The following is a 19156-nucleotide window of genomic DNA, read 5'->3' on the forward strand; positions in this document are numbered from 1 at the left end:
GGGGGCCGCGGTAGTTCAAGGAGAGCTTGTTGAAAGGAATTATCCTTGCGGGCGGCAGCGGAACACGTCTTTATCCGCTAACATTAGCTGTATCTAAGCAAATACTGCCGATCTACGACAAGCCGATGATCTATTACCCGCTGAGCGTGCTGATGCTCGCGGGAATCCGCGAGATCCTGGTCATTTCAACTCCGCGCGACTTGCCGGTCTTCCAGGCTTTGCTGGGCGACGGTTCCGAATTCGGCCTGGAGCTCTCCTATGCCGAGCAGCCGCAGCCCAATGGTCTCGCCGAAGCCTTCATCATCGGTCGCGACTTCGTCGGCAAGGACAGCGTGTCGATGATTCTCGGCGACAACATCTATTTCGGCGGCGGCCTGTCGCGGCTCTGCGGCGAGGCGGCTGCGCGCGACGGCGGCGCCTCCGTCTTCGCCTACTATGTCGACGATCCCGAGCGCTATGGCGTGGTCTCCTTCGACAAGGTCACCGGCAGGGCTTTGACGATCGAGGAGAAGCCGCAAAAGCCGAAGTCCAACTGGGCCGTGACCGGTCTTTATTTCTACGACAACAACGTGGTCGACATAGCTTCGAACATCCGCCCTTCGGCGCGCGGCGAGCTCGAGATCACGGCGGTCAACAACGTCTATCTCGAGCGCGGCGAATTGCATGTCCACCGCCTCGGCCGCGGCTATGCCTGGCTCGACACCGGCACGCATGACAGCCTGCTCGAGGCCTCGTCCTTCGTGCGCACGATCGAGCATCGCCAGGGCATCAAGATCGCATGCCCCGAGGAGATTGCGCTGGAGCAGCGCTGGATCAGCGCCGACAAGGTTCTGGATCGCGCGGCGCGGCTCGGCAAGAACGAATATGCCGCCTATCTGCGCCGGCGGGTGGCCGATCTGATGGAGGAACAGGGTGCTTGAGGTCAGGCCGCTCGGCCTCGACGGCGTGCTGGAGATCGTGCCGAAGCGGCATGGCGACGCGCGCGGTTTTTTCAGCGAGACCTGGAATGCCGAACGCTTCGCCGAGGCCGGCATCCATCTCGCCTTCGTGCAGGACAACCATTCCTACTCCGCCGCGGCCGGCGTGTTGCGCGGGCTGCATTACCAGCTGCCGCCGCGCGCCCAGGACAAGTTGCTGCGCGTCGTCAGGGGCAGCGTGTTCGATGTCGTGGTCGACATCCGCCGCGCCTCGCCGACTTTCGGCAAATGGGAGGGGCTGGAGGTGTCGGCGCAGAAGGGCAACCAGATCCTCGTGCCGAAAGGTTTCGCGCATGGCTTCGTCACGCTCGTGCCGGATACGGAGGTGATCTACAAGGTGACCGACACCTATTCGCCCGGGCACGACCGGTCGATCCGTTTCGACGACCTCGCAATCGGCATCGAGTGGCCGGCGCTTGCCGGCGGATTCCAGCTTTCGGACAAGGACCAAAAGGCGCCAACGCTGGCCATGGCGGAGGTGTTTGAGTCCGCGGAGGGGGTGGCATGAATTTCCTGGTCACCGGCGGCGCCGGTTTCATCGGCTCGGCCGTATGCCGGCATCTGTGCGCCAACCCGGCCTACCGCGTCACCAATCTCGACAAGCTCACCTATGCCGGCAATCTCGCGTCGCTGCGGCCGATCGAGAACGCGCACAATTACCGTTTCGAGCGGGGTGACATCTGCGACGAGCGCGCGGTTCTGGAGATCTTGCGCCGCGACGACATCGACATCGTCATGAACCTTGCCGCCGAAAGCCATGTCGACCGCTCGATCGACGGCCCCGGCGCCTTCATCGAGACCAACATCGTCGGCACCTACCGCATCCTCAATGCGACGCTGGAATACTGGCGCGGCCTGTCCGAGGAGCGCAAGGCGGGCTTCCGCTTCCACCATGTCTCGACCGACGAGGTCTTCGGCGACCTGCCTTTCGACGGCGGCATGTTCGTCGAGGAAACGCCTTATGCGCCGTCCTCGCCCTATTCGGCCTCGAAGGCGGCGTCGGATCACCTGGTGCGGGCCTGGCACGAGACCTACGGCCTGCCGGTGGTGCTCTCCAACTGCTCGAACAATTACGGCCCCTACCATTTCCCCGAAAAGCTGATCCCGCTGGTCATCCTCAACGCGCTCGACGAGAAGCCGCTGCCGGTCTACGGCGCCGGCGCCAATGTGCGCGACTGGCTGTTCGTCGAGGATCACGCGCGGGCGCTGGAGCTGGTCGCCACCAAGGGGCGGCCGGGCGAGAGCTACAATGTCGGCGGCAATTCCGAGCGCACCAATCTCGGCGTCGTCGAGGCGATCTGCGATCTGCTCGACGCGAGGCGGCCGCGCGCGGGAGGCAAGCGCTATCGCGACCTGATCAGCTTCGTCACCGATCGTCCCGGACATGACCGCCGCTATGCGATCGACGCCTCCAAGATCGCGCGCGATCTCGGCTGGACGCCGCGCGAGAATTTCGACAGCGGCCTGGCCAGGACCGTCGACTGGTATCTCGACAACAAATGGTGGTGGGGCCCGATCCGCGAGCAGCGCTACGCCGGCGAGCGGCTGGGCCACGCTGCGGCGGCAAAACAAAACAGTCCGGTTGCAGGCAACCCGGCCGAGAGCAGGAAGGTGACGACGTGAGGCTTGCCGTCACCGGACGCGAGGGCCAGGTCGCCGCCAGCCTGGTCGAGGCGGCGCGGGGCCGCGACGATCTCGAGATCGTCGCCGTCGGCCGCCCGGCGCTAGACCTTGCGCGGCCCGACACGGTGCTAGCCGCACTCGAAGCGGCAAGGCCCGACATCGTCGTTTCCGCCGCCGCCTACACCGCCGTTGACCAGGCCGAGGACGAGAAGGATCTGGCCTTCGGGGTGAACGCCACCGGCGCCGGCAAGGTGGCCGAGGCCGCGGCAAGGCTCGGCGTCCCCGTCATCCATCTGTCGACCGACTATGTCTTCGACGGCGCCAAGGACGGCGCCTATGTCGAGACCGACCCGACTGCGCCCCTCGGCGTCTACGGCGCTTCCAAGCTCGCCGGCGAGGAGGCGGTGGCCGCCGCCAATCCGCGCCACATCATCTTGCGCACGGCCTGGGTCTACAGCCCTTTCGGCAAGAACTTCGTCAAGACGATGCTGCGGCTGGCCAGCGACCGCGACGAGATTGCCGTCGTCGCCGATCAATGGGGCAATCCGACCTCGGCGCTCGACATCGCCGACGCCATCCTGAATGCGGCGGCGAGGCTGCGGGACGACAGGAATTTCGCCGCCTTCGGTGTCTACCACCTGGCGGGCGAGGGCGACACCAACTGGAGCGGCTTTGCCCGTCACATCCTCGACACAAGCCGGGCGTTTGGTGGCCCGCACGCGAAAGTGCGCGATATCGCGACGGCGGATTATCCGACCAAGGCGAGGCGCCCGCAAAATTCGCGGCTTTCGAGCGCGAAGTTTGAGAGTGTGTTCGGGTGGCGGGCGCCGCACTGGCGGGAGGCGACGGAGAGGGTGGTCAGCAGGCTCCTGCACGATCGAATAGATAATTGCTGTCCGCTTGTTGGGACGGCGAACTTGTCTGGCAGTGCGACGCAGCGATGATCCCTTTTACGTCGACGACGTTTCGGTTCCCTGACCTTGTAGCTCCATCTGCGTGGGTCGAGCATGTCCCGTTCATGTTCTGGCTCGTCGACGCGCTTCGTCCGCGTCGGTTCGTCGAGCTTGGCACACACACCGGGGTCTCTTACTGCGCTGCCTGTCAGGCTATCGAACTGCTGCATCTTTCTTGCAGCAGCTACGCAATCGACACCTGGAAGGGTGATGAGCATGCGGGCTTTTATGGCGAGGAGATCTATTCCGCTTTAGCCGCCTATCATGCGCAAAAATATGCGGCCTTTTCGTCTCTCGTGCGGTCGACTTTCGATGAAGCAGTCAGCCATTTCGAGGATGAAAGCATCGATCTGCTGCATATTGATGGCCTGCACAGTTATGAGGCTGTCCGCCATGACTTCGTGACTTGGCGGTCGAAGTTGACACAAAACGCCATTGTGCTCTTTCACGACACGAATGTGCGTGAGCGTGATTTCGGCGTCTTTCGCTTTTGGAGCGAGGTGTCCGAAGGCCGGCCGCATTTCGAATTCCTGCATGGACACGGCTTGGGCGTTCTGGCGCTTGGCGAGAACTATCCGAAGGCGGTGGAGGCGCTCTTCGCCGCTGACAGACACGAGAGCGGCACAGAGGCCGTACGAGCTGCGTTCGCCTATCTTGGCCAGGCAGTCGCGCAGCGCGACAATGCGGCCCGTTCGGCCGAGCAGGCGCAGGCACAGCTCGCGCGAAGCCGCGAAGAGTGGCGGCAACAGGTCGAGCAGCGCGACAGTGAGATCGCAGCGCTGACAGTCGAGCGTGAGAAGATCCGCGCCGTCGCTCAAGCGTTTGAATCGGCCAACACAAAGCTTGCGGCAAAGAACGATGAGATCGTGGCGTTGGAACAGACCGTGACGCGCGCTCTCGAATTGGCCGATACAAACCTCGCGGCAAGGGACAATAGCATCGCGATGCTTGAGCGTCAGGTGCAAGACCGCGATCACCAGATGATCGCGTTGAAGCGCGAGATGGAATTGGTTCGTATCAGCCGGGTCTGGCGCTATCGATCGCTACTGCGAAGGCTTGCTTCGTTTCCCGACAGGATGGCTTTCTATCTCGGGCGGCCCATCGTGCCGCGCGCGCTCTATCACTTGGAAAGTGTGACGCCTGGGAAGCAGGCCACGGAGTGGACGGTAACGGGCGATGATCCGCAGCTCGAGCTTCTTTGGTCGGGTTCCTTGCCGCTTGCCCCTGGACACTACCGGCTTACCCTCCGTGGACCGGCCGATGCGGAAACGTTCGCGGACACTCGCCTCTACATAGACAGCGGCAGAGGATATAACGAAGTCGAGCGGATCGATTTGCGATTTCATTCGAACGGCGGAGGCTTGGCCGAGACGATCTTTCCACTCTACGCGCAAGCCGCAAAACTTCGGTTCGATCCGAGCGACCGTTCCCGCCAGATCACGATCGATCACGCGCGGCTGCGCAAGGTCGGGCGGCTCGAATACTATGCGCGGCTCATCGCGAGGCTTGCGCTTCGCCACCTGAAGAGCCCCAGCGCTCTGAGACGGTCTGCCAAACGCGCCGCGAACATATTGAGGGAAGGCGGCCTGTCGGGGTTTGCAGCCACTCTGCGTTCGGCGGAGGCGCGAGGCGCTCTGGGCAGCATTACCTATGAAGGGTGGATTGCTCTCAATGACACGCCGACGGAAGACGACATTTCGGATCTTCGCCGCCGCCTGGCCGAGCTCAAGGTGAAACCCCTCATTTCAGTGCTCATGCCGGTCTACGACACGCCCGAAGGGCTCCTTCGGGAAGCAATCGAAAGCGTACGTGCCCAGATCTATCAGAACTGGGAGCTCTGTATTGCGGACGACTGCTCGACGAAGCCGCACATGCGGCTCATTCTGAACGACTATGCAAAACGCGATCCTCGTATCAAGATCGTGCTTCGCGAGGAGAATGGCCACATCTCCCGGGCGTCCAATTCCGCGCTGGAACTCGTCACCGGCGAGTGGGTTGCCATGCTCGACCATGACGATGTTCTGCGCCCGCACGCGCTTGCCGAGGTAGCGCTGGAACTCGATCGCCATCCCGACTCAGAGTTGATCTACAGCGATGAGGACAAGATCGATTCGGAAGGGAGGCGTTACGATCCCTGCTTCAAGCCGGATTTCTCGCGTGAGCTGTTCCGGTCCCAGAACTATCTCAACCATCTTACCTTGCATCGCGCCGAAAATATTCGCGCCGTCGGTGGTTGGCGCTCCGGTTTCGAGGGCAGCCAGGATTATGACCTCAATCTGCGTATCTTTGAGCGTATAGACGCTCGGAAAATCCGGCATATTCCGAAGGTGCTGTACCATTGGCGCGCCGTGGAGGGCTCGACCGCGCTTGATGGTTCGCAAAAGAACTACGCTCACATGGCCGGATTGCGCGCTCTGGAAGAGCATGTCGAACGCATGAGGCTGCCGGCAAGGGTCGAGGAAGCGCCGGGCACACCTTATTATCGCCTTCGGTTCTCGGTGCCTGAACCGCAACCGCTTGTCAGCCTTGTCATTCCAACCCGGGACAAGGTGGACCTCTTGCGAAATTGCGTGAATTCCATTCGCGAGAAAACCACTTACGGCAACTACGAAATTCTCGTGGTCGACAATGGGTCGGTGGAGCAGGAAACGCTTGCCTATTTCAGCGACTTGAAAAAGGCGGAGAATATACGCGTGCTCCGCTACGACAAACCGTTCAATTATTCGGCGATCAACAACTTTGGAGTGCTGAACGCGAAAGGGTCGATCATCGGATTGATCAATAACGATATCGAAGTGATCTCACCCGACTGGCTGACGGAGATGGTTTCCTGGGCGATACAGCCGGATATCGGCTGCGTCGGCGCGAAGCTCTATTATGCCGATGACACCATTCAGCATGCTGGAGTCATTGTCGGCGTGGGCGGAGTTGCTGGGCATTCACACAAATACTTCCCCCGCCATCACCCCGGCTACTTTGCCAGGTTAAAGGTTTTGCAGAACCTTTCCGCCGTTACGGCAGCTTGCCTCCTGATCCGCAAGAATGTGTTCGAAGAAGTGGGTGGTCTCAATGAGGTCGACCTGACTGTCGCCTTCAACGATGTCGATCTTTGTCTGAAAGCGCAGGAAGCCGGATATTTAAACGTCTGGACGCCGTATGCCGAGCTTTACCATCTGGAAAGTATCTCTCGCGGTGCGGAGGACGCGCCAGAAAAAGTTGAGAGGTTCAAAAATGAAATTAATTTTATGAAGGAGGAATGGAAAAAGGTTATTGAGCGTGACCCATTTTACTCTCCGAATTTGACTAAGGCGCGTGAAGATTTCTCGCTGAGCTGATCTCTATAAACTAGTAGAAAAAGAGAAATTTCCATTGGATAGAATAGCCAATGGGCGGTGAGATAATAAAAGAAATTGAAATATCTATTTGGCGTTGCTAAGTCTTTTGCGCTGCGCTTCTCGAATTATCTGTTCAACATATTGGCTGCTGTTCTCGGGATTAATTGCGTGTTTTGGACCAGTCGGCGCAAAATCGTAACCGAGCAACTGAGCAGTGTTACCGAGTATCTCACGTAGCCATTCGTAGTCGCTTGGATGGAAGAATGCGTGCCAATCATCTTCGCCGCCCGACCGGCGCGTTCTCCGCAGGTCGTCGCCTACATCGCGACTCCCCACAAGCAAGTCACGCAGAGGGTGATCCGTTAAGTTGCCGGAGACGAAATCCTCATACCTCAATACCGTTTTCAATTCCTTTGGCAGGTTTGAAAGGTACTCCGCATATCGGATCGCCGCCGTGGATGACTGCTTGATTTCCTCGGCGCCAAACACGTTGAAGTTGGTAGCTAAGTGATGGGTGATGTCACGAAGGGATACCGCACCAGGGTCGCTTTCCTTGCGGCGGAAGATTTCGAGCCACTTTTGCACGTCAGACTCGGAGGAAGCCCTATTTTCAAAATACGGGTAAGCAACATAATGCAAGCGGCTTATGATTTCTGCTCTAGGGTCGCGAACAATAAAGATGTTTGCTAAAAAATTGGTATTGAATTCATTATATACTATAGAGTTAAACAAATTTGGCCGATCAACCCAGTGATCATATAATACTTTTACTACGCAATCATTTTCACGCGTAGATATTGCTTCGAAGAAGGAGGCGTCTTTTGGTTCCATATAATAGTCATTTATTGACATGGTATTTTGGATAGTTTTTGAGACTACAGTCGTGCCGGTTTTGGCTAGGCCGATCACAAAATATTTGCGAATATTCAATTATGAATCTCCCATATTTTATAGTGTATAAGGCTGTGGGGCTTGGAACTTTACCATGCCAACGGTGGAGCCCGGGTCGGCGATCGCTCACGTCAGCGAATCTTAGATAGCCGAAAAAGGTCCGTGGCTTACGCCGCCGCATCTGAGTTCTTCTTCATAGTTGCGTTGACATTTGACCTGCTGGCTTCCGAGCGGCATAGCGTTTTGTCGGACCTCCTTCAATCTTGTACCGCAGTCTGCGTTCGCGTTTTGTGGTCCGATTCTACTGATTAGGTCGGTTACTGGGGGTGGGCTATGCGATCTACCCGGTGGCACCCGGCTCTCTGAGAACGCAGGAAACATTCAGCTCTTTCACAGTCGAGGGCTGGCTGTCCGAAACCGGGTCGAGCCGAAACTCGTTCCTGAAGCCGTGCGGTTCGATCACCAGGAACCGCACCATGTTTCCGTCGCCGGTGGCGATTTGCTGGGTACGGCTGTTGGCCTGGGAGAAAACCGGAGCGCCCCATGGGCGGTAGAAGAGTTGAACGATCGTGGGGCTTTCAACGCCAATGGTGCTTTCTACGAGGACTGCCAGGCAGTGATGGAGGTCATCCGCTTGGCCGACCGAAAAGGCTATTTGAACATCCCTTCCGGCGGACAGGCTCAGATTGCCAGGACGAATCTCGGTGGTCGCGTTGCTCACCGTGACGCTGTCCATTGGCTTGTCCAGCACGTTCCAGGTCGGGCTGCGGGGAGCGCTTTCGAGCAGGTCGGGCGGAAAGTATCTTATGAATGACGCGCCCATTTTTACCGCGTTGACATATGCGAGTGTCATCTCGCGAGGATAAAGCATCGGACAATCGATAGGCCCTCCGGCGAGCAGCTTCGTGTGCAGACACGCACCGTTTCGAAGGGTTAGATCGGATGTCTGCCGAAAGTAGGAGGCATGGGCAAAAATTCCTGCCGCCATGGTGTAGACGACGACGCAAGCCGCGGACACCACCGCGGCGACACGAATTGCGCTCTCTCTGCGCGGCCACAGCGTCATTGCCATCACGATGGCGCCCGCAAACACCCATGGCCAAATCAGCGTTGCCCAAAAGAAATGAAAGCGTGCGAAGCCAAAGGCGAAGAGTTGCAAAGGCGTGGATATGTTGGCGGGGCGCAAATCGGTTCGACCTGCGGCGACCATCAAAAGGTAGAAAAATACCGATGCGAACAAGAGCAGGCTGATCAATCCCAAGCGGGCGGGAGCCGAATGCCGGGTTTTCGCCGTCATGACATTGCGCAGGCCGGATATCGCGACCGCCACGGCAAGGGCCAAGCAAAGCAAGGCGATCAAAAGAGATCGCAATGGATGCGAGGCCGTCAGCATGAGGCTACGGCCTATCTTGCCGAACATGTAGAACCAGAATTCGGGGCTATTCGGCAAGGCCCAGGGTGTTCCTGAATGCACCTGGCCATGTTGGACGAATACGAGGACGTATCCCTGCACGATAACGGTGATGATCGTTGCGCAAAGCAGCGCGACCGCGTCTGGTATCAATTCGCCGTAAGCGCGTCGGTTACTCGCTATGCAGACAATGAGGGTGGCGGTCAGCGCGAGTAAGGAAAAGGCGCCTGAAGTATAAGCCAATCCGGAGAGAATTCCCAGCGTAAAAAGAATGGAAGAACGAACGGGCCATGACCATCGACTCGCAACCAATACGTAAATCACCGCGAGGGTGAATATAAGTGGCAGGGCCTGATGATAGGCTATATTTTGCCTTCCCCAATAACTATCCGACTGAAGCATAAATAAAGAGAGAGAGAAGGCACACGCCGCAAGAAGGTGGTCCTTGACGGCTTTATTGATTAGAATCCATTGAAAAAAAAGGATCAAACCAAGGACGGAAACCATCGAGAGGAATTGGTCGACGACGGAATTTCCTTTGAATACGATGAAAACAAGGGATTCAAGGAGTTTTCCGACAGCGTACATGGTGTCGTTTGCTGGGGTAAAAAGATACCCGATATTTAAAGAGCCGGTGGTGCCATCAAAATAATCGCGCCAGTCGTCAAAATATGGAAGGTCTATCCCGTAGTTTACCCACTGGATTGCCATCCATCCAAGGCAGAACATTGGGAGAGCGATGAACAGGGCGCTGACAATGCGCTCGGCAGATGTCGCCGCATGGCGCGGTAGCCGCGTCGTTTGGGAGCCGGATTCCAGCACGATCCCCGTCGTTTGAGATCCGACAGAATGTTCCATTATTGTCTGCGTAGTATCCATCGAGAAACCAGAAAGTTGAGCATCGTCGTTGCGGCCAGCGTTGCAAAGAATGCCGCTGCATGGCTTTGCAACACCCGCTCGAGAAAATGAAGGACCGCCAACCCCGCTGCAAACACCACCGCGACCGAACCGCCGACCGCCAGCCGATCCGCGAAGCCGGCGCGCCCGCCTGGAAAAACCCGATCCGGATAGAACACCATCACGAATACGAGGCCTGCCAGCCAGGCAATTGTGTAGGAGATTGCTGACGGGAGCACAGTCAAGCCGGCAAAGTAGACGGCGCTCGTCAGCGCGGTGTTCAATCCGCCGGCCACAAGAAAGCGGATTGCGTCTGAGCCTATCCGGTCAATGGCCATCCGGTCTGACCATGGCGAGGAAATCCGAATAATCCCTGATGTAGTCGCTCGCATCATAGGGATGCGAAGCCATGACGAGCAGCGCGGTATCCGGCTGGAATTTGTACTGAATGCCCCACACTCCGGGAGGCAGGTAAAGACCGATCGAGGGATCTGCCAGCGACACTTCCTTTCTGTCGTGCCCGTCATCGACGACCACCGACAGGCGTCCATGGGCGGCAATCAGGAATTGATGGCACTGCCGGTGCGCATGCTCACCCCTGACCTTGTCCGAAGGTACGCCGTAGACAAGAAACGACCGCAAGGGCTTGAAGGGCAGGTTCTGTCCGAACTCAAGCGGGGCCAGTTCGCCGCGCAGATCACTAAAGTGCGGCAACCGCCACAGCTCACATCCGCCAACGCCAAGCGCCATCCTGTCACCGGCAGCGCCAGGGGTCGCCTGCGTCATCACGGGCTCGACCTGCGGACCGGTCTGATAGCCGACGATGACGGCCGGGTTTCCCACCACCACGGCGTTGGCCGGCACGTTCTTGGTCACCACGGCGCCGGCGCCGATCATCGCCTGGCGACCGATCGTTATCCCGGGCAGGATGGTTGCGTTGGCGCCGATCGACGCGCCGTCCTCGACGATCGTCTGGAGAAACGATTCCGGATAGTGTTTCGAACGCGGGAAACGGTCGTTGGTAAAGGAGGCATTCGGACCGACGAACACGCGATTGCCCAGCCGGACGCCGTCCCACAGCTGAACGCCGCTTTTGATCGTGACGTCATCGCCGACCGTCACATCATTTTCGATGAAGACATGATCGCAGATATTGCAGTTCGCGCCGATCACCGCCCCTGGGAGTACATGGGCAAACGCCCACACGCGTGTGCCATTGCCGACGCTCGTGCTTTCGCAGATGCCGTGCTGGTGAACAAAGAAAGTCTTGTCCTTCATGCGGACGTTCCGTCGACAATGCGGCTTATTATCCGCAATGGGCGCGATTTGGTGTTTTCAACGGCTCGCCAGAGGTAACACCCCAGGATGCCTTGCACCGCGAGAATCGCTGACCCAAATCCCACGATAAGCAGCACCAGTGTCGTGTATCCGGCAGAGTCGATCCTGCCCAGCAAGCGGGCGATTACGGTCACTGCGGCAAACACAAGGCTGAGGATGCAGCCCGCGATCCCCACCCATAGTGTAAGCACGATCGGAAAGTCGGAAAACGAGAAGATCGAGTCCATCATATATCTGAGGCGGCGCCCCATGCCCCAGGCGCTTTTTCCGTGCTCCCGTTCGCGACGGTGATACGGCACGAATTCCCGCCTGAAGCCCACCCAGAAGAGTTGCACGACCAGCGAGCTGTTAGGCTCCGCGATCGACAGGATCGCTTCCAGCACCTGGCGGTTGCAGCCAAAAATATCGACGCCGCCGCTGGGCATGCTTGGCAGAATCAGCCTGCGGTAAACGCCCCAAAAAGCCCGGGACAGAAACCGCGTCAAAAACGGATCGTCTCGCCCCACTCTGCGGCCGAAGACGACGTCCGCAGCGTCTTTCTCCAATATCGAAAAGAACTCGACAATCAGTTCCGGCGGCTCTTGAAGGTCGGCCGCCATGGCAGCCACATACTTGCCCGATGCATGCTCAAGCCCTGTCCGAATGGCGGTGAAGGAGCCAAAGTTCCGGCTGTGAAAGATGATCTTGTAGTCGTAGCCGGTATTCTTCAAGGCCGTGACCAGCAGCGCGCCGGATGCATCTGGCGATCCATCAATAACGAAGACAAACTCGATATCGCCCCCATACCTGCCGTGAAAGCCCGCAACTGCCTGCATCAGGGCGGGGATATTCGCCTCGTTTCGATAGATGGGAAAGACGATGGAGCGCGCCGTCACATTGCCTCCCATTCACCGAGAGCCTTGCACACTTGCTCGATCTCGTCGCTCGTCAGGTCTGGGTGGCACGGGAGGGAACAAAGACGACCGATACTTGCCCTGGAGATCGCGAGATTTTGGGTCCCTTTCATGGGCAGGTCAGCCCAGCCAGCCTGATCGCAATCAAGCACGGGATAGTGGACATCGGTATCGACTCCGCGGTCCTTCATGAACACCCGGAATGCATCCCGATCGTCGCAGAGCAGGACCGCAAGGTGCGCGACGGCGCCGCTGCCTCCGTCGACGAATCGGAGCCGGCTCCCGACAGCAGACTTGAATCGGTCGAGGATGGCGCGGCGCTGTTCATTGCGGCTGTTCAAATCCGGAAGAAGGATATCCAAAATCGCGGCCTGGACCTCATCCATGCGTGAGTTGCGCCCTCCGGGCAATCCCACATGATATTTGGAGCTCCAGCCATATTGATGAAGCTGACGAACACGGTCTGCCAGCCTTGGATTGGAGGTTAGGACTGCGCCGCCGTCGCCCATTGCGCCGAGATTCTTGGTCGGATAGAAGCTGAAAGTGGCGACGTCACCAAGTGATCCGACCGTTTCATTCCTGATGCGTGCACCATGTGCCTGGGCGCAATCCTCGATGACCGGTATGTGTGACATGCCGGCATCGATAAGTCCCGCCCGGATGGCGGGAACGTCGACCACACCGCCGTAAAGATGGGTAACGACGATCGCAGCGGTGTCGGTCCCCGCTGCGTCCAGCACCGCTTGGATGCTTGCAAGCTGGCTGGCGGGTTCGATGTCGACATAGTGTGGAACGAGGTCGTTGTGCCAGCAGGCGCAACTGGCATACCCCCCGGCATTAGCCGCCACGATCACCTCGCGCCCATGCGAAGCGTTGAGCCCGACGACCGAGCGCAGAGCGAGTTCGAGGGCGTCTGTTCCGTTGGCGACGAGGATGCAGTCAGAAGCTCCCACGAATTTCGCAAAGTTTGCTGCGAATCGCTTCCCCGCTGCGCCGTTGAGCCACCATCCGGATTGCAACGTGCTCGTTACTTCGCGCGCAATCTTGACCTCATAGCGCTTGTACAGGCGCTTGAGATCGTTCATCGGAACGGCGTTAGGCTTCGTCATCAACAACTCAACAACGTATCTTTATTGATCCCGGTATGCTGGCATTGCAAAACTCTCAGATAATTCAGGTGTTGCTAATATAAAGCGTCCGAGATACTGCCGGCTCGGCCAGAGTGGAAAGCCAGAACCTCAGGCACAACTATTGAGATTCCGGCTTAGCCGCAACAGCTGCGCGCCATTTTGCGAAACACTGCAAGCCTAGGGGCTGGCCGACGCAGCTTCGGCAGGTTTGACCGGCACCGCTGTTAGCGACTCCACTCGGCCGCCTTTGAGCGTCAGCCGCTTCGTGCACACGCTTTGGATAAGACTTTCGCTGTGGCTTGCCAGAACGATGATGCCTGCCTTTTCGGCCAGTTCGTCCATGCGCTTCTTGGCCTTTTCCTGGAAAGAGGCATCCCCCGCCCCGATCCATTCGTCCATGAGCAGGATTTCGGGGTCGAGCGCCGTCGCCACCGAAAAGGCGAGCCGCGCCGCCATACCCTGGCTATAGGCCTTGAAGGGCAGGTCGATGAAATCGCCGAGCTCGCTGAAGGCAATGATGCCCTCCATCTTTTCTTCAATCTCGGCTTCCGACCATCCGTTGATCAAGCCCCGCAACACAATGTTGCGGCGGCCGGTCGCTTCGCGGCGAAACCCTATGTTGATGTTGAAAAGAGCGTCGACCTTACCTTCGATCGCGACGCTCCCTCCGGAAGGCTCGTAAATGCCGTAGAGGACCTTGAGCAGTGTTGTCTTACCGGCTCCGTTCGGGCCGACAAGACCAAGCCGGTCGCCGGCCTTGAGTTCGAAACCGACGCCGTCGAGCGCCTGAACAAACTGCTTTCGGCCGGAGCCTTCTATTCGACCGCCAGTCGCGCCCAAACGCCGATCCGGCGCCGAAAGCGTCAGTTTTTCGTGCAGCTTGTAGATTAGGCTGACGTTGTCCAGCTTTATGGAAACCATCACAAACTCAAATCAAAAAGACGACCTGGCGGCGGTAGCTGCCAAGCAGCAGCAGCGCGATCGTCCACGTGACCAACGCTGTGGCGCCGGTGATGGCGAAGGCGTTACTCGGAAACTCACCCCCGAGGATCGGAATGCGCGCAACGTCCAGGAAGTAAGAGAACGGGTTCCAGAGATAGGAGTATCTCTGTATAGCGTCTTGGCCATTATAGACCCAAAAGACGGGTGTGAAGAACATCCCAACGCGCATCAGATTGCCGACGATGAATTCGCTATCTGGGAAGAATGCGCCCAAAAAAGCGAAGACCGTGATGAGGGCTGGTGTGGTCAACAAGATCAACAGCAGTCCAGCAAGCGACCACAGCCACGCAGGCGTCAGCGACGGACCGCTGATCAGCAGGATAATGATGCATCCGACAACTGCATAGCCGGCCCGGATCACCGACTGTACCGTCAGCCGCATCACATAGACGAACAGCGGCAGCGTCGTACCTTCGATGAAGCTCTCTTCGCGCTTGAAAAGTGGGACGCTCAGGGAGATGATCTCCATGAGGTAAAACCACACCATAAGGCCGATGGCGACGTAGGCGCCATAGCCTGCCGCATCTTTGCCAATCGGTTGAAACACGAAAACGAATGTTCCCGCGAAGGCAAGATAGTTGACGAGAAGCCAAAGTGGTCCGAGCGTGGTGCGCCGATGCTGGTCTCCGATATCCTCATGAGCCAGGGCAATCCATACCCTTCGCAGCTTCATGGTTCGGGAGATGTCGTCAAGGGCGCTATTCAGTACCGAGATCATAGTCGTGGTGTCACAGTTTTTGTTCCGGTGATTCGCCTCTCGCCCCGCACGCCCCCCTACACCTCTTTCATAGCTATTGCGACAAGCTTATGGCAGCGCGCTGCGGCTTAGTGAAGCCGGATCGTCATGCTATGATTTCCATTAGCAGAATCTGTTGGATGCTGCGGAAGTTTTCCTGAAGAATAACAGTCCAGTCTGAGTCGTTGCTGCTTTGAGACAAATCGTCAGCAAGATGATATCCGCCCAAAAAACCTCTGGCCCTCCCGCTCGCTCCGCGCTAAGGCGATAACCGGGTGATGGGGTTGGGGATTTGCAATCCAGAGTGGCGGTGGACGATGTTTTGTCCTGCGCGGTTCTGATAGCATGTCCCTGCGCCTGGAGTTCAGTACTACCCAATGACCGCCTATGTAGAAGCCGTGTCGGAACTCAGACCAAGGATGCGGCGCGCCATCATCATGGTGCAGGATCTCGTCATGGTCCTGGTGGCGGTGGCGCTCAGCCTCACCCTTTCGCAGTCGCGGCTGTCGTTCGAGGCGTTCTCGTTCGCCGGGCTGGTCTGCTGGGCGCTCATCGTGCTCATCGCCCATCTGTTGTTTCGCTCCTGCGGCCTCTACAACACCGTCTGGCGCTTTGCCTCCACGCCCGACTTCTTCAACATCCTCAAGGGCTGCGGCAGCCTCACGGTGGTCCTTTACCTAGCCTCGCTTGGCTTCCGCTTCTTCTTCCAGCCGGTCGCCGGCCTCAACGAGCGCCAGTTCATCGTCTTCTTCCTGGTCTCCTTCACCATCATTTCGGCGCCCAGGCTCTACTATCGCTTCCTGCGCGACGGCGCGTCCTGGCGCATCCTGCGCCGCGCTCCGGGCGACGCGCCGGTCAAGCAGGCGCTGTTCATCGGCCGGCTGAGCGAGGCGGACGTGATCGTGCGCTTCACCCGCACGGCGGTGCCGGCGGAATACGCCATCGCCGGAATCATGGCGACGGAGGCCGATGTGCCGCTCGGCACGCGGATCCAAGGCGTTCCGGTCGTGGCGCTCAGGCCGCGCCTGGTCGAGGTGCTGGAGGACTATGTCAAGGGCACGGAAAACCTCGATCTCCTGATCTTTGGCAATGGCGCCGAGCGCGACATCGAGGACTATGCCGAGCTGGTTCGCGTCGCCCGTCACAGCGGCATCGCCGTCGTCCAGTTCTCCGGCCTGTCGGAGCTGGGGCAGGGCGGCAGGCTGGTTCTCGATACCGTCGAGATGGAAACCATCATGCGCCGTTCGGCGGTTGCCACCGACACGACGCGCATTGGCGCCTTCGTCGCCGGCAAGCGGGTGATGGTCACCGGCGGCGCCGGCTCCATCGGCCGCGTGCTTGTCAAGCGCGCGCTGGAGCTGGGCGCCGAGTCGGTGCTGGTGGCCGACAATTCCGAATTCGGCATCTTCCAGCTCGACCAGCTGATCGACGATCATTACCGCGACCGGCTGACCAGCCGCATCGTGGACGTAACCGACCGGCCTCACATGATGCGTCTCGTCAGCGAGTTCAAACCCGCGATCCTCTTTCATGCCGCGGCGCTGAAGCACGTGCCGCTGCTGGAAGAGAACTGGGAAGCGGCCATCGAGACGAATGTCTTCGGCACGCTCGCGTGCGCCGAGATAGCCGCCGAATGCGGGGTGCCGCAGTTCCTGCTGATTTCCAGCGACAAGGCCGTCGACCCGACTTCCGTGCTCGGCGTCACCAAGCGCGCGGCCGAGCATATCGTCTCGTCGCTGCATGAGATGCACGCCGCGCGTTCATCCGCGTCGCATGGCGGCGGGCGGAACGGCCGTGACACCGTCGGCCGTAATCCCGGCACCAAATTCATCGCCGTGCGCTTCGGCAATGTCTTCGGCTCCAATGGCTCGGTGGCGACCATCTTCCAGGCGCAGATCGAGGCCGGCGGGCCGGTCACCATCACCGACCGGCGCATGACCCGCTATTTCATGACGGTGGCCGAGGCGGTCGATCTGGTCATCATGTCGGCCGCCGATGCCGAGCAGCGCCAGGGCAAGGACGACTACGCCATCTACATGCTCGATATGGGCAAGCCCGTGCCGATCCTCGAAGTCGCCGAGACCATGATCCGCATGGCCGGCAAGAGCCCCTACACCGACATCCCGATCCGCTTCACCGGCATCAGGCCCGGCGAGAAGCTGCACGAGACGCTGCATGGCGAGAATGAAGAGGTCGTCAAGCTCGACATCGCCAAGATCTTCGGCCTCAGGAGCGACGTCGTGCAATGGTCCAGGATCGAGGCCGCGCTGCCGGCGCTGGTGGCCGCGATGCATGATCGGGACAAGGCCGCGGCGCTTGCCGTGCTGGCCGGCCTCTACCAGGCCGAGGCAGACCTCGGCGCGCACGGCCAGGCGGTGCCGAACACGGCCGCACAGATCGGCTAGGCCAGTGCCGCCCGCCCGACATCGGCCGTTGAAGCCCGTTCAAATGCGCCCGCGGGTTCAGAGACCGTGACCGCGAAAGACCAGCGCGTGGCCGTCCTCATGGGCACGAAGGATGGCGCGGCATTCATCGGCGAGCAATTGGAATCGCTTTTCGCGCAGTCCTGGCCCGCGGTCGATCTGTGGGTTTCCGACGATGGCTCGACCGACGCCACGGTCGCAATCGTCGAGGCTTGGCGATCCCGCTGGAACAAGGGCTCCGTTACGCTGGTGGATGGTCCGCGCAAGGGTTTCGCCGCCAATTTCCGCTCGATGATCATCGATCCCCGCATCGATGCCGGTTACTATGCCTTTTGCGACCAGGACGATGTCTGGGAGCCGGATCGGCTGGAGAGCGCCATCCGCTGGATGGAGGGAGAGGATAGCGACATGCCGCTCCTGTTCTGCTCGCGCACGGCGACCATTTCGGAGGCCGGCATCCCAGCAGGCTATTCGCCGCTGTTTCGCCGCCCGCCGTCTTTCCGCAACGCGCTGGTGCAAAGCATCGCCGGCGGCAACACCATGCTCTTCAACCGCAAGGCGCGCGACCTCCTGGCGAAAGCATCGGCAAGGACCGAATTCGTCAGCCATGACTGGTGGGCCTATCTCATCGTCACCGCCGCCGGCGGCAAGGTCCGCTACGAGCCGCGGCCGCTGGTCAGATACCGGCAGCACGCGGCGAACCTCGTCGGCGCCAATGTCTCGTGGAAGGCAAGGCTTTCACGGCTCGGACGGCTGTTCCAGGGCCAGTTCGCCACTTGGACAGACAGCAATCTCAGGGGCCTTGCCGTCAACCGCGACCTCATCGCGCCCGATCCCGCACTCTGCCTTCGCCTGTTCATCAGGGCGCGCAAGGGCAGCACCTTCAGGCGCCTCCGCCTGCTCGGCAAAAGCGGTGTCTACCGGCAGACATTCATGGGCACGCTGGGGCTCTACCTCGCTTTCCTTTCGCGCCGGATCTGAACCGTGACGGCAAAGCGGGTCTTTGATCTGGTTGTCGGGGCGGTGATGCTGGTTCTAACGTCGCCGATCGTGCTGGTCGCGATGCTGGCGATCCGGGCGACGTCGCCGGGCCCCGCCATCTTCTCGCAAATCCGCGTCGGGCGGGAAGGCGCGCTCTTTTCCTGCCGCAAGCTGCGCACGATGCGTCGCGACACCCCCTCCTTGCCGACCCACCAGGCGCCGGCCAATTCGGTCACCGCGGTGGGCAAGGTGCTGCGCGCAACCAAGATCGACGAGTTGCCGCAGCTCTGGAACGTGCTCAAGGGCGAGATGAGCCTGGTGGGACCGCGTCCGTGCCTGCCGACGCAGACGGAACTGATCGAACGGCGCAAGCAACTGGGCGTGCTTGCCGCGCTACCGGGCATAACCGGGCTGGCGCAGATCAAGGGGATCGACATGTCGGATCCGAAACGCTGCGCCGAGACCGACGCGGCCTACGTCCAGGCCGCCACGATTCGCCTGGATATCAGGATATTGCTGGGCACGTTCTACCGCCCATAGAGCGTGACGCCGAAACGATGAAACGC

General features: G+C 59.6%; 16 protein-coding genes. 8 read left to right on the forward strand and 8 right to left on the reverse strand.

The annotated features are described in order from the left end of the window. Positions 1-29 precede the first annotated feature (29 nt). From rfbA to E5X34_RS08570, 5 genes are all read left to right on the forward strand, one after another. The gene (gene rfbA, locus E5X34_RS08550; protein WP_292563037.1) at positions 30-920 is read left to right on the forward strand and encodes a glucose-1-phosphate thymidylyltransferase RfbA; all 891 of its coding nucleotides are present in this window, start codon (positions 30-32) and stop codon (positions 918-920) included. After that, on the forward strand, positions 913-1485 hold the full coding sequence (gene rfbC, locus E5X34_RS08555) for a dTDP-4-dehydrorhamnose 3,5-epimerase (RefSeq protein WP_292563039.1): 573 nt from the start codon (positions 913-915) through the stop codon (positions 1483-1485). The genes rfbA and rfbC overlap by 8 nt, the downstream gene beginning before the upstream one ends. Then, positions 1482-2600 (forward strand): dTDP-glucose 4,6-dehydratase, encoded by a 1119-nt coding sequence (gene rfbB, locus E5X34_RS08560; protein ID WP_292563041.1) that lies wholly within the window; start codon positions 1482-1484, stop codon positions 2598-2600. The genes rfbC and rfbB overlap by 4 nt, the downstream gene beginning before the upstream one ends. Continuing rightward, positions 2597-3544: a dTDP-4-dehydrorhamnose reductase gene (gene rfbD, locus E5X34_RS08565; RefSeq protein WP_292563043.1), complete on the forward strand. Its 948-nt coding sequence runs from the start codon at positions 2597-2599 to the stop codon at positions 3542-3544. Before rfbB ends, rfbD begins: the two co-directional genes overlap by 4 nt. Positions 3545-3618: 74 nt before the next feature. Further along, positions 3619-6888: a glycosyltransferase gene (locus tag E5X34_RS08570; protein ID WP_292563044.1), complete on the forward strand. Its 3270-nt coding sequence runs from the start codon at positions 3619-3621 to the stop codon at positions 6886-6888. A gap of 84 nt (positions 6889-6972) precedes the next feature. Here the strand turns inward: E5X34_RS08570 and E5X34_RS08575 are convergent, their stop codons facing one another. From E5X34_RS08575 to E5X34_RS08610, 8 genes are all read right to left on the reverse strand, one after another. Further along, positions 6973-7818 (reverse strand): hypothetical protein, encoded by an 846-nt coding sequence (locus E5X34_RS08575; protein ID WP_292563046.1) that lies wholly within the window; start codon positions 7816-7818, stop codon positions 6973-6975. Positions 7819-8119: 301 nt separating this feature from the next. After that, positions 8120-10048 (reverse strand): hypothetical protein, encoded by a 1929-nt coding sequence (locus E5X34_RS08580; RefSeq protein ID WP_292563048.1) that lies wholly within the window; start codon positions 10046-10048, stop codon positions 8120-8122. Next, positions 10048-10425 (reverse strand): GtrA family protein, encoded by a 378-nt coding sequence (locus E5X34_RS08585; RefSeq protein WP_292563050.1) that lies wholly within the window; start codon positions 10423-10425, stop codon positions 10048-10050. The genes E5X34_RS08580 and E5X34_RS08585 overlap by 1 nt, the downstream gene beginning before the upstream one ends. Then, positions 10415-11365: a WxcM-like domain-containing protein gene (locus E5X34_RS08590; protein ID WP_292563052.1), complete on the reverse strand. Its 951-nt coding sequence runs from the start codon at positions 11363-11365 to the stop codon at positions 10415-10417. The genes E5X34_RS08585 and E5X34_RS08590 overlap by 11 nt, the downstream gene beginning before the upstream one ends. Then, positions 11362-12300 carry a glycosyltransferase family 2 protein gene (locus E5X34_RS08595; protein ID WP_292563054.1) on the reverse strand — a complete coding sequence of 313 codons (939 nt, stop codon included), beginning with the start codon at positions 12298-12300 and terminating at the stop codon, positions 11362-11364. The genes E5X34_RS08590 and E5X34_RS08595 overlap by 4 nt, the downstream gene beginning before the upstream one ends. Continuing rightward, positions 12297-13427 carry a DegT/DnrJ/EryC1/StrS family aminotransferase gene (locus E5X34_RS08600; protein WP_292563056.1) on the reverse strand — a complete coding sequence of 377 codons (1131 nt, stop codon included), beginning with the start codon at positions 13425-13427 and terminating at the stop codon, positions 12297-12299. Before E5X34_RS08600 ends, E5X34_RS08595 begins: the two co-directional genes overlap by 4 nt. A gap of 198 nt (positions 13428-13625) precedes the next feature. Beyond that, positions 13626-14369, reverse strand: coding sequence for an ABC transporter ATP-binding protein (locus tag E5X34_RS08605; protein WP_292563058.1), 744 nt, complete (start codon positions 14367-14369; stop codon positions 13626-13628). Positions 14370-14376: 7 nt separating this feature from the next. Then, positions 14377-15168, reverse strand: a complete 792-nt coding sequence (locus E5X34_RS08610; RefSeq protein ID WP_292563059.1) for an ABC transporter permease — start codon at positions 15166-15168, stop codon at positions 14377-14379. Between the two features lie 395 nt (positions 15169-15563). On the opposite strand from E5X34_RS08610, the gene E5X34_RS08615 reads away from it, so the two are divergent. From E5X34_RS08615 to E5X34_RS08625, 3 genes are all read left to right on the forward strand, one after another. Beyond that, positions 15564-17591, forward strand: coding sequence for a nucleoside-diphosphate sugar epimerase/dehydratase (locus E5X34_RS08615; protein ID WP_292563061.1), 2028 nt, complete (start codon positions 15564-15566; stop codon positions 17589-17591). A gap of 66 nt (positions 17592-17657) precedes the next feature. Next, entirely contained in the window at positions 17658-18590 is a 933-nt protein-coding gene (locus E5X34_RS08620; protein ID WP_292563063.1) for a glycosyltransferase family 2 protein, read from the forward strand. 3 nt (positions 18591-18593) lie between these two features. After that, on the forward strand, positions 18594-19130 hold the full coding sequence (locus tag E5X34_RS08625; protein WP_292563065.1) for a sugar transferase: 537 nt from the start codon (positions 18594-18596) through the stop codon (positions 19128-19130). Positions 19131-19156: the final 26 nt, after the last annotated feature.

The sequence above is a fragment of the Mesorhizobium sp. genome, assembly GCF_004963255.1.
Classification (GTDB): Bacteria; Pseudomonadota; Alphaproteobacteria; order Rhizobiales; family Rhizobiaceae; genus Mesorhizobium.

What these genes read in the sequence shown, in the direction of transcription:
- rfbB (WP_292563041.1), top strand. Translation starts at nt 1,482, where the DNA reads ATGAATTTCCTGGTCACCGGCGGCGCCGGTTTCATCGGCTCGGCCGTA.
- E5X34_RS08570 (WP_292563044.1), top strand. Translation starts at nt 3,619, where the DNA reads ATGTTCTGGCTCGTCGACGCGCTTCGTCCGCGTCGGTTCGTCGAGCTT.
- E5X34_RS08580 (WP_292563048.1), bottom strand. Translation starts at nt 10,048, where the DNA reads ATGGAACATTCTGTCGGATCTCAAACGACGGGGATCGTGCTGGAATCC.
- E5X34_RS08585 (WP_292563050.1), bottom strand. Translation starts at nt 10,425, where the DNA reads ATGGCCATTGACCGGATAGGCTCAGACGCAATCCGCTTTCTTGTGGCC.
- E5X34_RS08590 (WP_292563052.1), bottom strand. Translation starts at nt 11,365, where the DNA reads ATGAAGGACAAGACTTTCTTTGTTCACCAGCACGGCATCTGCGAAAGC.
- E5X34_RS08600 (WP_292563056.1), bottom strand. Translation starts at nt 13,427, where the DNA reads ATGACGAAGCCTAACGCCGTTCCGATGAACGATCTCAAGCGCCTGTAC.
- E5X34_RS08605 (WP_292563058.1), bottom strand. Translation starts at nt 14,369, where the DNA reads ATGGTTTCCATAAAGCTGGACAACGTCAGCCTAATCTACAAGCTGCAC.
- E5X34_RS08610 (WP_292563059.1), bottom strand. Translation starts at nt 15,168, where the DNA reads ATGATCTCGGTACTGAATAGCGCCCTTGACGACATCTCCCGAACCATG.
- E5X34_RS08615 (WP_292563061.1), top strand. Translation starts at nt 15,564, where the DNA reads ATGACCGCCTATGTAGAAGCCGTGTCGGAACTCAGACCAAGGATGCGG.